The sequence below is a fragment of the Luteibacter sp. P4_D7_3 genome, from assembly GCF_056401735.1.
This window is the reverse complement of sequence record NZ_JBFUIT010000089.1, coordinates 1-13,163: the sequence shown is the minus strand read 5'-3', so window position 1 is coordinate 13,163 and position 13,163 is coordinate 1. Positions and strand designations below refer to the sequence as shown.

General features: G+C 66.3%; 14 protein-coding genes and 1 pseudogene. 6 read left to right on the top strand and 9 right to left on the bottom strand.

What is annotated here, in order from left to right:
• The coding region (locus tag AC1DSN_RS10360; RefSeq protein ID WP_477330588.1) for an integrase core domain-containing protein at window positions 1–217 on the top strand (217 nt) is incomplete at its 5' end.
• A 121-nt stretch (window positions 218–338) separates the two neighbouring features.
• Here AC1DSN_RS10360 and AC1DSN_RS10355 read toward each other — a convergent pair.
• From AC1DSN_RS10355 to AC1DSN_RS10345, 3 genes are read right to left on the bottom strand one after another with little or no spacing between them, the layout of a single operon-like run.
• Entirely contained in the window at window positions 339–1,580 is a 1,242-nt protein-coding gene (locus AC1DSN_RS10355) for a multifunctional CCA addition/repair protein (RefSeq protein WP_477295962.1), read from the bottom strand.
• Window positions 1,581–1,588: 8 nt separating this feature from the next.
• Window positions 1,589–2,530, bottom strand: a complete 942-nt coding sequence (locus tag AC1DSN_RS10350; RefSeq protein WP_477330586.1) for a complex I NDUFA9 subunit family protein — start codon at window positions 2,528–2,530, stop codon at window positions 1,589–1,591.
• Window positions 2,531–2,570: 40 nt separating this feature from the next.
• Window positions 2,571–4,688 (bottom strand): transglycosylase SLT domain-containing protein, encoded by a 2,118-nt coding sequence (locus tag AC1DSN_RS10345; protein WP_477330584.1) that lies wholly within the window; start codon window positions 4,686–4,688, stop codon window positions 2,571–2,573.
• A 127-nt stretch (window positions 4,689–4,815) separates the two neighbouring features.
• On the opposite strand from AC1DSN_RS10345, the gene AC1DSN_RS10340 reads away from it, so the two are divergent.
• Window positions 4,816–6,450 (top strand): glycoside hydrolase family 17 protein, encoded by a 1,635-nt coding sequence (locus AC1DSN_RS10340; protein ID WP_477330582.1) that lies wholly within the window; start codon window positions 4,816–4,818, stop codon window positions 6,448–6,450.
• 4 nt (window positions 6,451–6,454) lie between these two features.
• On the opposite strand, the gene AC1DSN_RS10335 is transcribed toward AC1DSN_RS10340, so the two are convergent.
• The 5 genes from AC1DSN_RS10335 to AC1DSN_RS10315 all read right to left on the bottom strand — a co-directional run bounded on the left by AC1DSN_RS10335 (window position 6,455) and on the right by AC1DSN_RS10315 (window position 10,162).
• Entirely contained in the window at window positions 6,455–6,835 is a 381-nt protein-coding gene (locus AC1DSN_RS10335; RefSeq protein ID WP_477295958.1) for a hypothetical protein, read from the bottom strand.
• 8 nt (window positions 6,836–6,843) lie between these two features.
• A complete protein-coding gene (locus AC1DSN_RS10330; protein WP_063573255.1) occupies window positions 6,844–7,656 on the bottom strand; it encodes an endonuclease/exonuclease/phosphatase family protein in 813 nt (270 codons plus the stop codon).
• An 89-nt stretch (window positions 7,657–7,745) separates the two neighbouring features.
• Complete coding sequence (locus AC1DSN_RS10325) at window positions 7,746–8,402, bottom strand: thiol:disulfide interchange protein DsbA/DsbL (protein ID WP_477295957.1); 657 nt, start codon at window positions 8,400–8,402, stop codon at window positions 7,746–7,748.
• Window positions 8,403–8,432: 30 nt separating this feature from the next.
• A complete protein-coding gene (locus AC1DSN_RS10320) occupies window positions 8,433–9,320 on the bottom strand; it encodes a thiol:disulfide interchange protein DsbA/DsbL (RefSeq protein WP_477295956.1) in 888 nt (295 codons plus the stop codon).
• Between the two features lie 74 nt (window positions 9,321–9,394).
• Entirely contained in the window at window positions 9,395–10,162 is a 768-nt protein-coding gene (locus AC1DSN_RS10315) for a c-type cytochrome (RefSeq protein ID WP_477330580.1), read from the bottom strand.
• 217 nt (window positions 10,163–10,379) lie between these two features.
• Between AC1DSN_RS10315 and yihA the strand changes: the two genes are divergently transcribed.
• Window positions 10,380–11,024, top strand: a complete 645-nt coding sequence (gene yihA, locus AC1DSN_RS10310; RefSeq protein ID WP_477330590.1) for a ribosome biogenesis GTP-binding protein YihA/YsxC — start codon at window positions 10,380–10,382, stop codon at window positions 11,022–11,024.
• Between the two features lie 30 nt (window positions 11,025–11,054).
• Here yihA and AC1DSN_RS10305 read toward each other — a convergent pair whose 3' ends face one another.
• Window positions 11,055–11,543, bottom strand: coding sequence for a GAF domain-containing protein (locus tag AC1DSN_RS10305; protein WP_213949282.1), 489 nt, complete (start codon window positions 11,541–11,543; stop codon window positions 11,055–11,057).
• Between the two features lie 75 nt (window positions 11,544–11,618).
• On the opposite strand from AC1DSN_RS10305, the gene bioD reads away from it, so the two are divergent.
• From bioD to AC1DSN_RS10290, 3 genes and pseudogenes are all read left to right on the top strand, one after another.
• Entirely contained in the window at window positions 11,619–12,290 is a 672-nt protein-coding gene (gene bioD, locus AC1DSN_RS10300) for a dethiobiotin synthase (RefSeq protein ID WP_213949284.1), read from the top strand.
• A 36-nt stretch (window positions 12,291–12,326) separates the two neighbouring features.
• The gene (locus AC1DSN_RS10295; protein ID WP_477330578.1) at window positions 12,327–12,662 is read left to right on the top strand and encodes a hypothetical protein; all 336 of its coding nucleotides are present in this window, start codon (window positions 12,327–12,329) and stop codon (window positions 12,660–12,662) included.
• A 91-nt stretch (window positions 12,663–12,753) separates the two neighbouring features.
• Window positions 12,754–13,163, top strand: a pseudogene (locus AC1DSN_RS10290) (dipeptidyl carboxypeptidase II); the annotation flags it as partial.

Here is a 13,163-nt window from a genome sequence, read left to right as displayed (position 1 = left end):
GGACAACGCCGTGATCGAGAGGATCTTCAAGACGCTCAAGTACGAGTGGGTACCTGAAGGAGGCTACGCATCTATCGCCGAGGCCGAGAAGGAGCTGACCGACTTTCTGATCTACTACAACCTAGAACGGCAACACTCGCGACTAAACGACATCCCGCCAGTGCTCTTCGAGCAACTGGCGGCTCAGGCTCCTACACCGGTGTCCAGAAAAGCTTGACCACTGCAATTCATCGGCGATCCCGCGGCAGCGGGCCAGTTTGTGTAGGAGCCGATTCATCGGCGATCCCGCGGCAGCGGGCCAGGGTTTGGCAAGCACCCATTCGCCGATGAATCGGCTCCTACAGGAGCGGGGTGGCGGCGGGCTTCGGGACGGATGCGATCGCGTGGGCCTGGGCTTTTTTCATGGCCTCGCCGATGGCGGGACCTTGCAGCCCCTTCTCGACGAACGGCTGCGAGGTAATCGCGGCGGCGGCCATGCGGCAGGCCCGTAGAAAATCCGCCTGCGGATAGGGCGCCTCTTCGCTACCCAGCCGCCCTTGCTTGTCGGCCATGCAGGCAAGAAGAAACGTTTCCAGACGCTCCGGCCGCCTTAGCGAACCGACGGCATCGAGCAGACGCAGGATGGTCGCGGGCTTGAGCTCGAACGCCATATGCGCGTTGAGATGGTGCTTGCAGACCAGTTCGGCCATCGACGCGTATTCCACCGGCACTTTCAATCGCGCCGAGATCGCCCGCACGGGTTCGACACCGCGCTGCTCGTGCATGATGTGCCGTGGCAGCACATCCGGCGGCGTCAAGGCCTTGCCCAGGTCGTGGGTGAGCGCACACCAGCCCACCAGCGCGTCGCCGGGCGCGAGCCGCGCGGCGGCGTCGAGCACCAGTTCGATGTGAATGCCGGTGTCCACTTCCGGATGAAACTCCGGTCGCTGCGGCACGCCGTAGAGCGCATCCACTTCCGGAAACAGCACGCGTAGCGCGCCGCTCTCGCGGAGCACCTGCAGGAAGACGGACGGCGCAGGTTCGCTCAGCGCCTTGCGCGTTTCCGCCCAGACCCGCTCCGGCACCAGATGGTCGATCTCGCCGTCGTCGACCATGCGTCGCATCAATGCCATGGTTTCATCGGCGACGCGAAAACCCAGCGGCGCATAACGGGCCGCGAAACGAGCCACGCGAAGCAGGCGCACCGGGTCCTCGACGAACGCCTGCGACACGTGGCGCAGCGTACGCGAGGCGATATCGGCGACGCCGCCGAAGGGATCGACCAGGCTGCCGTCCTCGTGCTGGGCGATCGCATTGATCGTCAGATCGCGACGTTCGAGATCCTGCTCCACGGTGACGCCCGGGTCGGCATGGAATGCAAAGCCGTGGTAGCCGCGCCCGGTCTTTCGCTCGGTGCGGGCAAGCGCATATTCCTCTTTGGTATCRCCGTGAAGGAAGACGGGGAAATCCTTCCCCACGGCCTTGTAGCCGGCGGATAGCATGTCTTCGGGCGTAGCACCGACAACGACCCAGTCGCGATCGACCACCGGGCGGCCCAACAAGTGATCGCGGACGGCGCCGCCAACGAGATAGATGTCCATGGGAGGCTTCAGGGGCGACGTCGCGCGCGTGCTTCGTCCAGCCGACGCTGGCGAATGGGTTGGCCGAGAAGGCGAGGCAGCCACGCGGAAAACGACTGCGGCACGATGCCGAGCTGGGCGAGACCGTCGACCTTGCCGACCGAGTCGGTGCGCAGCGTGCGGAAGTTATCCGGCGTGAACGGCTTGCCCGGCACGAACTGGGCGAACTGCGCCTGCAGCCGGCCCAGCGCATCGGGCATGGGAATGATCCAGCGACGACGACCGCGCGCGTCGCGAATAGCGCGCACCACGTCGATCAGCGACCAGGTTTCGCGGCCGTAAAGTTCGAACGTGCGCAACACCGAGATCGTCGGATCGGCGACGGCCCGCGCCATGGCCTCGACCACATCGCCCACGTAGACAGGCGCGATCTTTGCGTTGGGGCGGGGCAGCGGCATCGCCGGGACGAACGCCAGGAGCTTGTCGAAGCGCGAGACCAGGCCGTCGTTCGGTCCGAAGATGGTGCTCGGCTGATAGATGGTCCAGTCGAGGGTGGAGGCCTTCACCAACGCTTCGGCTTCGCCTCGCGTACGCAGGTAGGACGAGAGCCCCTGACCTGCCTTGAGCGAACTCATCTGGTGGAAGCGGTGCACGCCGGTATCGCGGCAGGCCTCCACCAGCAGGCGTGTCAGTCCTACATGCGCACGTTCGAACGTGTTGCGGCCGCTCTCATTCAGGATGCCGACGAGGTTGATGACAGCGTCGGCCCCGGCGATGTGACGGCGCAGGGTGGCAGGGTCGTAGACATCCGCGCTGGCCACCGTGACGTTGCGCCCGACGACGCTATGACGGCGGCCTTGCCGGTTGCGCGAGAGCAGGATCAGTTCATGGCCGTCCGCGGCAAGGCGCGGAATGAGGGCGCCACCGACGAAGCCGGTGCCCCCGAGTATGACGATCCGTTGGGTTTTCATGGAGCCAGCCTATGCCCGCAAGGGGCTGGCGCCAAGCAGGTCATGGCTGGGCGTCCGGTGAGGCAGGTGCCGAAGACGCCGCAGCCGGCGCCGGCTGCATGACGGCGGGCGCCGCGGGAGCGGTGTCCAGCCCACGTCGTGCCACGGCGGCGGCAGGTGCGGGGCACGAGACCGGTTTGCGCAGGGCGCCGGAAGAAGGCAGCGAATAAGCCGCGCCGATCCGGGTCATCCGCGAGCTGATCGGCAACGCATTGCCCGTCAAACGCCAGTCGTAGATCACTGCGAAGGCCATCACGCGAGCGACGTATTCGCGCGTTTCCTTGTAGGGAATGCTCACGACGAACAGGTCGGGATCCAGTGTGCCGCGTGCAGTGAGCCACTGGTCGACCTTGTTCGGGCCTGCGTTATACGCCGCGCTGGCCAGCCAGGGGGCGCCGTTATAACGCGCCGCCATCTGCGAGAGGTAGCGCGTGCCGAGCACGATGTTGGTACTCGGATCGTAAAGGCTGTCGCCGCCGGACCACGAAAGCCCGTTCCGTTTGGCCACGAGGGAGGCCGTTCCCGGAAGCAGCTGCATCAGGCCGCGGGCATCCGCGCCCGAGCGCGCATCCGTCATCCATGCGCTTTCAGCGCGGATGATCGCGTAAGCCCAGGGCGCCTCGATACCCGCCTGGCTGGCCTGCTCGACCACGCCGTCCTGTCGGGCGAGCGGGAAACGCTGTTCGTAGAGGCGCAGGGCATCGCCGGACGACAAGCCGAAGACACCGCGGTCGTACCAGCCCTTGCGGAAGGCGAGGTCGGCGGCGAGACGCTGGGTGTCGGCGTCGCGGCCGGCGAGGGCGGCCGTCCATTCGCGCCGACCCTGCTTCTGCAGGCCCACGGCGTAAAGCTCGAAGGCGCGGTCGAGACCCGGTTCGGCCAGCAGCGCCGCCTCGCGACGCTCGTCGGTCGCCATGGTGGCGGGACAGATGGCATACGCGGTGTCGATACGGTCGGCGGCGAGAAAGCCGAAGTAGGTCGCTTCCTGGGACACCGATTGGTACAGCGCTTTGGCTTCACCCTGACGACCGAGCTTGCTGAGGACCAGGGCGCGGAAGTAACGCCATTCACCGTCGTCCTTCTGGGATTCGCCCAGCGCATCCAGCGCGGCGAGCGCCGCGGTCCAGTCCTGCCGTGCAAGCGCCACCCGCACGCGCCATTCGCGCGTGGCGTCGGTCTGTGCGCCAGGCGGTAGGGCGGCCAGTCGGTCCAGTGCGGATTCGTCGAAGTCCGTGGCATGGAACAGCGCCAGTGCATTCTCGATCGCGCCGCGTTGTTGCTCGCTCAGCGTGAAGTGCGAGGACAGCGAGTTCCACGCGCTATCGGCGACGGTGGACTGTTTGCGCGCCATGCGCTGCAAGGCGAGCGTGACGGCCTGCCGATGACGCGGCGTATCGGGCCAGTTCGCGGCGTCGCTTAGCGCAGTGGTYGGATCGTTGAGGGCCTGGGCGATGCGTTGGGCCGCGATCGTGTCGTCAGCGGGCAACCATGGCGCCAGCGCGGCAACGGTGCCGCCCTTGCCGGCATCCGCGGCAATCTGGATGCGCGTCCACACACGCTCGGGCGTCAGCAGTCCCTGGTCGTGGGCGGCCGACAAGACCGGATCGCAGGCATTCGGCAGGCTGGCCTTCTTCCACAGGTCGGCAAGATCGCGTTCGAAGACGAGTGGCTCGTCACGCGATAGCTTCGCCTGCAAGGAAAAACAGGTCAGCGCATCACCAAGGCCCGCCTGATACATGGCACTGAAGGTCGTCCAGTCCTTGCGACGTGCCAGTTCACTGAGAAAATCCTTGCGCAGGTCGGCGGYGGGAATCATCCCGGGGTAGCGCGCCAGGTAAGCATCTACCGGGGCACGGTCGAGGGTGCGCAGGTCGTGTTCCAGCGATGCCGCTTCCAGATAAGGAAAGAGCACATAGCCCTCCAGGCCCGTCGCTTGCGAGCGCCAGGCATCACCCCCTTGTTGGGCGACGGCATAGGCCTGCCGGAAGCGGGCGCGCTCGGCGTCGGTGCCACTGGCCAGGGCGGACAGGCTGACGGCGAGCCCGCAGACGGCGAGGGCGAGTCCGCCCAGCAGGCGGAGGGAGCGATCGACGCGTCGTGCTGCCGGGGCGAGTGCCATCGGGTCTTCCTTTACGGGATACGGGGGATGTACTGCCTGATTGTAGGGGAAGGCGGTGCGCAGGTCGGATGAACGAAGGCATCCGTCTGGAATCGCCCTGACGCCTTGGGCCCGTTAAGCTAGCGGGATGCCGCCCATCACGCCCTACGCGCGCCTCGCGCGCCCCCTCGCATGGATCGTCCTCATCGCCGCCGCCCTCTTTGGTGCAGGCTACTGGTGGACGCTCGGCCGCCCGATTCCGCTGCCGGATTCGCCCACGGCGAGGATCGCCTGCGTCTCGTATGCGCCCTTCCGGCTGAAGGGCGAGAACCCGATGGACCCCCACGCCTTTGTCTCGCGCGAACGCGTTGAGGAGGACCTCAAGGCCCTGTCCACGCGCTTCGACTGCGTGCGCACCTACGCGATGAACCAGGGTCTGGAAGCGGTGCCGGACCTTGCGGGGCGCTACGGCATGAAGGTGTTGATGGGTGTGTGGCTGGGTCGCGATCCGGTCGCGAACGAACAGCAGATCAAACTCGCGCTGGATGCGGCGCGTCGCGATCACGACACGCTGCGAGGCATCGTCGTCGGCAACGAAGTGCTGCTGCGAGGCGAGTTGTCGCCGAAAGCCCTCGGCGCCCACATCGCACGCGTGAATGCGGCGACCGACGTCCCGGTGACCTACGCCGACGTCTGGGAGTTCTGGAAAAAACACCCGGAACTGGCGAAGGACACCGACTACATCACGATCCACATCCTGCCGTATTGGGAAGACGAACCCGTAGCACCGGCCGACGCCGTGCATCACGTCGCCGATGTGTACCAGGCCATGAAAAAGGAGTTTCCCGGCAAGTCGATCATGATCGGCGAGACCGGTTGGCCGAGTCAGGGGCGCACGCGCCGCGACGCGAGCGCGAGTCTGGTCAACGAGGCGCGCTATATGCGCGAATTCCTCAACTACGCCGCCACCGTCGACATGCCCTACAACGTCATCGAGGCCTTCGACCAGCCGTGGAAGCGTGACCTCGAGGGCACCGTCGGCGGTTACTGGGGCATCTTCGATGCCGATGCCAAGCCGAAGTTCGCCATGCAGGGTCCGATCGTCGAAGAGCCCCGCTGGACCTGGGCCATCGGCGCCGGTGGCGTCGGCGCGCTGCTGTTTCTCGTCGTGGGTGCGGTGCGGCGCCGCTGGCACGGCGCATCGGGCTGGCTCGCCCTGGTTCTCGCCGGTTTCGCCACCGGCACGGCGCTGGCGGCCCACGCACGCCTTCTTCTTTTCTCCGCTCGCAACAACGTGGAATGGGCGACGGGTGTGATCGTCGGCGTTCTGGCGCTGCTGACCGCGCTGTCGTTGTCCCGTGCCTTGGCATCACGCCTGGCCTCGCCGGTGAACCCCGCGGCGATCGCGCCACGTCCTGTCGAGCGCCGTCGCCTGGGCATCGTCTGGTCGGACGCGTTTACCCCGCAACGGTTTTTCTGGATGTTCGTACTGGCGCTCTACGGCATCCTGATGGTGTTCAACGGTCGCTATCGCGATTTCCCGATCGGCCTGTTCGCCTTGCCGTGCGTGGGGTTCCTGCTGCTTGCGGTCCTGCGCACGCGTGAGGACATCCTCATGCCGCTGGTCGAAGAACGACTGCTGGGCATCTGGATCGCCGGTCTGGGTATCGCGGTGGTGGTGCAGGAACTGGGCGCGAACGCCGTGTCCTGGGGCTGGATGCTGCTCAACCTGGCCCTGGCGTTGCCCGTACTGATGGCCTGGTACCGGGCGCGGCGCGACTAGCCCGTCAGGCTTCGGCGGTAACCTGCTGACGGTCGTACTGCACGCGCACCAGTCGCAGTGCGCCGATCAGTAGCGCAAGTGCGCCGCCCTCGTAACAGTAGAGCTGCAGTGCGATCACGCCGAAACTCGCGGCGAGCACGGCTGCCGCCGTATTGCGCCAGAACAAGGCGACAAGTGCCATGAGCACCGCCGCGTATCCGTAGCCATAGCTGAGGAAGCCCTCGACGACGAGGGTACGCGTGGCGCACCACCACGGGCCGTCAGCGCTGTCGCAGGCGTGCGCCATGTCCGAAGGCTCGATGAAGCCATAGCGAAGCCACGCCGCGCCGGCGGCGACCAGAACGATGATGGCCCAGGGCAGGGCGGCGCGAAGGCTGGGTTTCATGGCGCGTGTTACCTCGGTCGGGATGCGCCGGCTGCCTCGGCAAGAGCGAGGGGCAGGCGGATTTCGGCGGCAAGAGGCAGATGATCGGAGAAGGCACGGGGTAATGTCCACGTGCGTTCGAGCTTGATGTCCGCCGAGGTCAGGATATGGTCGAGCGCGCGGCGCGGTTTCCAGCTGGGAAACGTGAGTGTGTTGACGGTCGGCATCTGCAGCGCCGTCTTGTCGAAGAGCACGCGCATCTCGGGACTGTTCGGCTCGGTATTGAGATCGCCCATCAGCACCGCGTGCGGATAAGGCGCAAGCAATTCGGCGATGAAGGCGAGCTGGCCCATGCGTGCCTGCGCGCCGAGCGAAAGATGGGCCACGACCATCACCAGCGCATCCGGGCCCTCGCCAAATCTTACGAAAAGCGCACCACGGCCCTTGATTCGGCCGGGCAATGGGTAATCGATGACTTCGGCCGGTTCGATGCGGCTGAGCAGGCCGTTCGCCGAGTGGGCGACGCGGGCCATTGGCCGGTTCGGCTGGTGGCTCCAGAATGGCATGCCCGCCGCTTCGGCGATGTAACGGGTCTGGTTGAGGAAGCCGGAACGGAGGCTCCCCGCGTCGGCTTCCTGCAGGCCAACCACGTCGAATTCATGGAGAAGCTCGGCCAGCGAATCGAGATTGGCCAGCTTCGATCGGCCGGGTAGCACGGCGTTGACGCTACGCGTGACGTAGTCGCTGTAACGCTGGACGCTGGCGCCGGCGAGGATGTTGCAGCTCAGCAGGCGCAGGGTGCGCTCGGGAGCGGAGGACGGATTCGGCGAGGAGCGGGTCATGGGTTTCGCGATGGTTACCACGTCGGGCCGTGACTGCCGAGGATGCCCCCCGCCGTGTGAACGGGGGGCATCGGCGTCGGCTCAGTGACTTACTTGCCGCCCTTGAGTTCCTTGTTGACCAGGAACAGGGTCATCTCGTTGAGTTGGTCGAAATCCTTGAACTGTGCGGGGCGGTACTTGCCATTGACGATGATCGACGGTGTGCCGTCCACGCCCCAGGCCTGGATCAGCTTGGTATCGGCGATGATGCGGTCATGCGTTTCCTTGCTGTCGGCGATGGCAAGGAACTTGGCCTTGTCGACGCCGGCATTCGCGGCATACCAGTCCGCGAGCTCGTCCAGCGTGCGCAGCGGATAGTGCTCGTCGTGAATGGCGTGGAACAGCGCGGCGTGCGTCTTGGGCAACACGCCCAGCTTCTGTGCGGCGTAGAACGACTGCGCATACGGCAGCCATGCATCGTTGAACGCCGCCGGGATGGCATGGAAGACCACACCCTTCGGCAATGTCTTCTGCAGTTCTTCGACCTTCGGCTCGTAGTGCGAGCAATGGATGCAGCCGTACGAGAACACTTCGACGACTTCGACCTTGCCGTCCTTCGGATCGAGGCGCACCGGCGCGGCGATGGTGGCGTACTGATCGTCGGTAAAGCTGGGCGCGGCCCCGGCGGCGGCCGGATTGGCACCACCCGCCGAGCAGGCGGTGGCCAGGGTCAGGCCGACGAACAGGAACGAGAGACGCTTGAACATGAAAATCTCCGGGAGAGGTCGAGAACGCGGTTACTTACCCGCGGCTTCCTTGCTGACGAGCCACTGGGTGAGCTCGACGGCCTGCGGATAGCCACCGGCGCTGGTAGGCGACAGGCGGTACTTGCCGTTGACGATGATCGCCGGCGTCCCATCGACCTCGTAAGCCCGCACGAGTTCATCCGCGCGCTTCATCTTCGTAGTGATGGTGAAGGACTTGGCCGTGGCGACGAACTCTTCCGGCTTCACGCCGTACTTCGCGTAGAACTTCGCGACATCGTCGATGGTCGGCCACGCGGTCTCGGGCTTGCGCCGGTTGGAGGTGCTGTCCAGGATACCCAGCTCGCCGCTCTTGTTCACCGCGTCGAACATGGCGTCGTGGCTCTGCTTCTCGATGCCGAGCGCCTGGGCGGTGAGGAAGGCGCGCTGCATCAGCGGCCAGTTCTCGTCGGGGCGGAAGGAGGCCGGGGTATAGGTCATGACCGCGCCACGGGGCAGGTCCTTGGCCATCTGCTCGACGAGGCCGTTGAACTGGTAGCAGAACGGGCAGCCGTACGAGAACACCTCGGTGACTTCGATCTTGCCCGGCGTGCTGGTCGGCTGGGCGGGATCGATACGGAAGTAGTTCTTGCCTTCGACCCATTTGCCGTCATCGACGAAGGGCTTGGGGGCGGGACGGTTGGCGTCGTCGGCGTCCGCCGTCGGGGCGGCGGCGGGGGCGGCTTCGCCGGCGGTGCTGCCGGAAGCGGCGGGCGCGGCCGTCGAAGCCGTTGCGGGCGTCGGTGCTGACGCGGGGGGAGTCGGCGTCGTGGCGGCAGCCGCGGGGGGAGTCGTGGTGGGTGCAGCGGTATCGTTGTTACCGGAGCCGCAGGCCGCCAGACCGATCAGGGCGGCGCAGAGCAAGGGAAGGCGCAGTCGCATCGGGATTCCTTTTCTAACCTTCTAAACGAGAACGGGCCCGAAGGGGCCCGTTCGATCTTCCAACTTTAACGCCATCAGCGTGTCGCGGGTGCGTCCGCCGCTTCGTTCGTGTGCAGGCCTTCGATATAGCTGGCCAGCGCAGCGATGTCTTTCTCGTCCAGTTTCTGTGCGATCGAGGGCATGATCTTGGCGTGGGCATCGTCGCCCCAGGCGGTACCGTCGTGCCAGGACTTCAGCGTGGCTTCGATGTACTTCGCGTGCTGACTGGTCAGCTGCGGGTACATGGCGCCCGGATTGCCGCGGCCGTCCGGACCATGGCAGGCCATGCAGGCGGGAATGCCTCGCGCGGTATCGCCTTCGCGATAAAGCGTCTGGCCCTGATCGACCAGGGCCTTGTCGGCGACGCCGGGCAGCGGCTTCTGCTTGGCGAAATACGCGCCGATGTCGTGCATGTCCTGCGGCGTGAGCGGCGCGGCCATGCCCATCATGATCGGGTTCTGGCGCTTGCCTGCCTTGAAGTCCGTGAGCTGGCGAACGATGTACTGCTCGCTCTGCCCCGCGAGGCGCGGGTACTGGGCGTCGGTCGAGTTGCCGTCCAGCCCGTGGCAGGCACCGCAAGCGGCGGCCTTGCCCTGGCCGGTGGTGGCATCGCCCGGCTTGACCGCGGCCGTCGCGTCGCCGCCGGGAGCGCCGGGCGCGACCGTGGCCGTTTCGTTCGTCGGCATGCCCGGCGTGGCCGGATCGGTCGCCGGATTCGCCCCTGGCTTCGCCGCGGTGGTCGCCGGCGCCGGCGCGGCGGCCGGTTTGGCGGGTGCTGCGGTCTGGGCCGCGGCTATGTTCATGACGAGCATCGCGGTGATGGCAGCGGCGGCGTGCCGAAACTTCATAAGTCTCTCCAAGGGGGATGCTTCTGGATCGGGCGCGCTTCCCCACGCGCCGCAACCAAAAGATTATGAGGGGCTCGGGAGAGCCGGGTCAAACCGCATCAGCGCGCGACGGGGCGCGGTATCGCATACACTGCCCGACCATCGTTTTTCCCGCCCGGCGGGCTATCCCCTCATGTCTTCCAATCCGCTGAACGGCGCCACCTTCGTACTGGCCGCCCACGAAATCGTCCAGCTGCCCTTCGATCAGGGCGCCGAGGTGGCCTTTGCCGGGCGCTCCAACGCCGGCAAGTCCAGCGCGTTGAACGCGCTGACCGGCCACAACGCGCTGGCGCGCACCTCCAAGACGCCGGGGCGCACGCAGCTGATGGTGGTGTTCGACCTGCCGCGGTTGAAAGTGGAAGGGGCCGAGCCGCTCGACAGTCGGCTGGTCGACCTGCCCGGCTACGGCTACGCAAAAGTGCCCGAGGCCATGCGCAAGCATTGGCGCGGCGAGATCGATGCCTATCTGAAGATGCGCCGCAGCCTGCGTGGCATCGTGCTTATCGTGGATATCCGCCATGAGCTGAAGGAATTCGATGCCACGATGCTTCAGTTCTGCGCCGACACCCAGCTGCCCTGCCATGTGCTGCTGACCAAGGCCGACAAGATCTCGCGCAGCCAGGCCCAGAAAGCGCTGGATGCCATGCGCAAGCATTTCCGCGACACCAACGTGCCGGGTACGGCGCAGGTGTTTTCCTCGAGCGCCAAGACCGGCGTCGAAGAGGCCCGCGCACGTGTCATGGAGCTACTGGCAACACCGCGACCGCACGAGCTCTGACCCGCCCCTCATCGGCTTGAACGCCCTGGCTCAGGCCAGGGTCGCCATGAAGACACGGCAAAGCGCTTCCATGCCCTTGCGGTCTTCGTCGTCGAAGCGGGCGACGGACGGGCTGTCCACATCCCATACGCCGAGCAGGCTGCCGTCGGCCTTGACCAGCGGCACCACGATCTCCGAATTGGACGCTGCGTCGCAGGCGATGTGGCCGGCGAACTCGTGGACGTCCCGGATCAGCTGGGTTTCGCGCGTCTGCGCGGCGGTGCCGCAGACGCCGCGGCCGATCGCGATGCGGATGCACGCCGGCTTGCCCTGGAACGGACCGACCACCAGTTCCTTGCCGTCGAAAAGATAGAAGCCCGCCCAGTTGATGTCCGGCACGGCGTCGAACACCAGGGCCGAGAAGTTCGCCGCGTTGGCGATCATGTCCGGTTCGCCGGCGAGCAGGCCCCGGGCTTGCTGGACCAGCTCCGCGTACAGCGTGGCTTTGTCGTCGGTGGCGATGGCCTTGGCTTCGAACATGACGTTATCCGGTGAATTCGGTATCTGGGACCGTGTATGGTGCCACGTCCCCGCCCCCGCAAGGCTCCAGGCCTCATGTCACGACACTTCTTCGTGGCCGGTACCGACACCGGCATCGGCAAGACCCACGGCGCGCAGACCCTCGTCTACGCCTTTCGCGAGACAGGTGAACGCGTGGCCGGCATGAAGCCGATCGCCAGCGGATCCGCCCGGCACCCGGAGGGCCTGCGTAACCAGGACGCGCTCGACCTGCAGGCGGCGAGCTCACCGGCGCCGCCGTACGATCGGGTCAATCCCATCGCGCTCGAGGAGGCGGTCGCGCCGCACCTGGCCGCCGCGCGTGCGGGGCAACCGATCGTGTGGCCGCCGCTCGACGCGGGTTTCGAGGCGCTCGCCCGCGACTACGACCGGGTGATCGTCGAAGGAGTGGGTGGCTGGATGGTTCCGCTGGGTGAAGGCATGTCGACCGAAGACATCCCGCGCCGCTGGAACCTGCCTGTCATCCTCGTGGTCGGCATTCGCCTGGGCTGCATCAGTCACGCACGCCTCACCGCGAGGGCCATCGTGGCGGATGGCTGCCGGCTCGCGGGCTGGATCGCCAACGTCATCGAATCGGACATGCCGCTGCGCGAGGAGAACATCGCGACATTGCGCGATCTGCTGCCTGCGCCGTGCCTGGGCGTGCTTCCTCATCGCGTGGCACCGCGCGAAGCGGCGCTTTTGCTCGACCTCGATGCGCTCGGCTGACGGCAAATTCACGCGCCCCGGAATAACTAGATTCCCATGACGACCTATTTCCTCTCCGTAAAAGACATGAGCAAGGCCAAGGGCCCCGACCCCGAGCTTTCCTTCGAGGRCATCGGCCCGGAAAAACTGGCCACCGACATCGCCGATGCCATGCGCAGCGACAGCCTGTTCCAGCGCTGGCGCGCCAAGCAACCCGAGCCGGACGAGGTCGATCCGGGCCTCGGCGTCACGGACGGAAGCGCCTCGGCGAAGGGTGAGCTATCGAACGACCGTACGGACGTGCAGTTGACGACGAACCTGCCCATGCGCATCGTCAAGCATCGCCTGAACCTGCTGATCGGTTCGAGCTGGGAGCTGCGCGACACGCGCTAACCCTGACCAGGCCCCTGACCGATGGCCGTTGTCCTTGACGGCCTCGCGCCGCTAGAGTGGCCGCTTTGCCCACGTCAGGGATTCGTTGCCCATGCTGAAGGTCCGTAGCCTCGTGATCGCCACCTCGATCGCCCTTACCGCTGCTTGCTCCTCGTCGAATGACGCCGACAAGGCTGTCGCACCGGCGCCGGCAGGGTCCGCGCCTGCGTCGGCCGCGACCACGGCGGCGGTTGCCGCTACGCCGGCGGCGCACGTCAATCCGCTGTTGACCCAGAGCGAGCTGCCGTTCCAGGCACCGCCCTTCGACAAGATCGTGGATGCCGACTTCCAGCCGGCGATCGAAGAAGGCATGAAGCAGCAGCTGGCCGAGGTCGAGGCCAWCGCGAATTCGGCAGACGCACCGAGCTTCGACAAGACCATCGTCGCCCTGGAAAAGTCGGGCGTCCTGCTCAAGCGCGCCCAGAACGTGTACAGCGCACTCACGGGTGACAACACGAACGA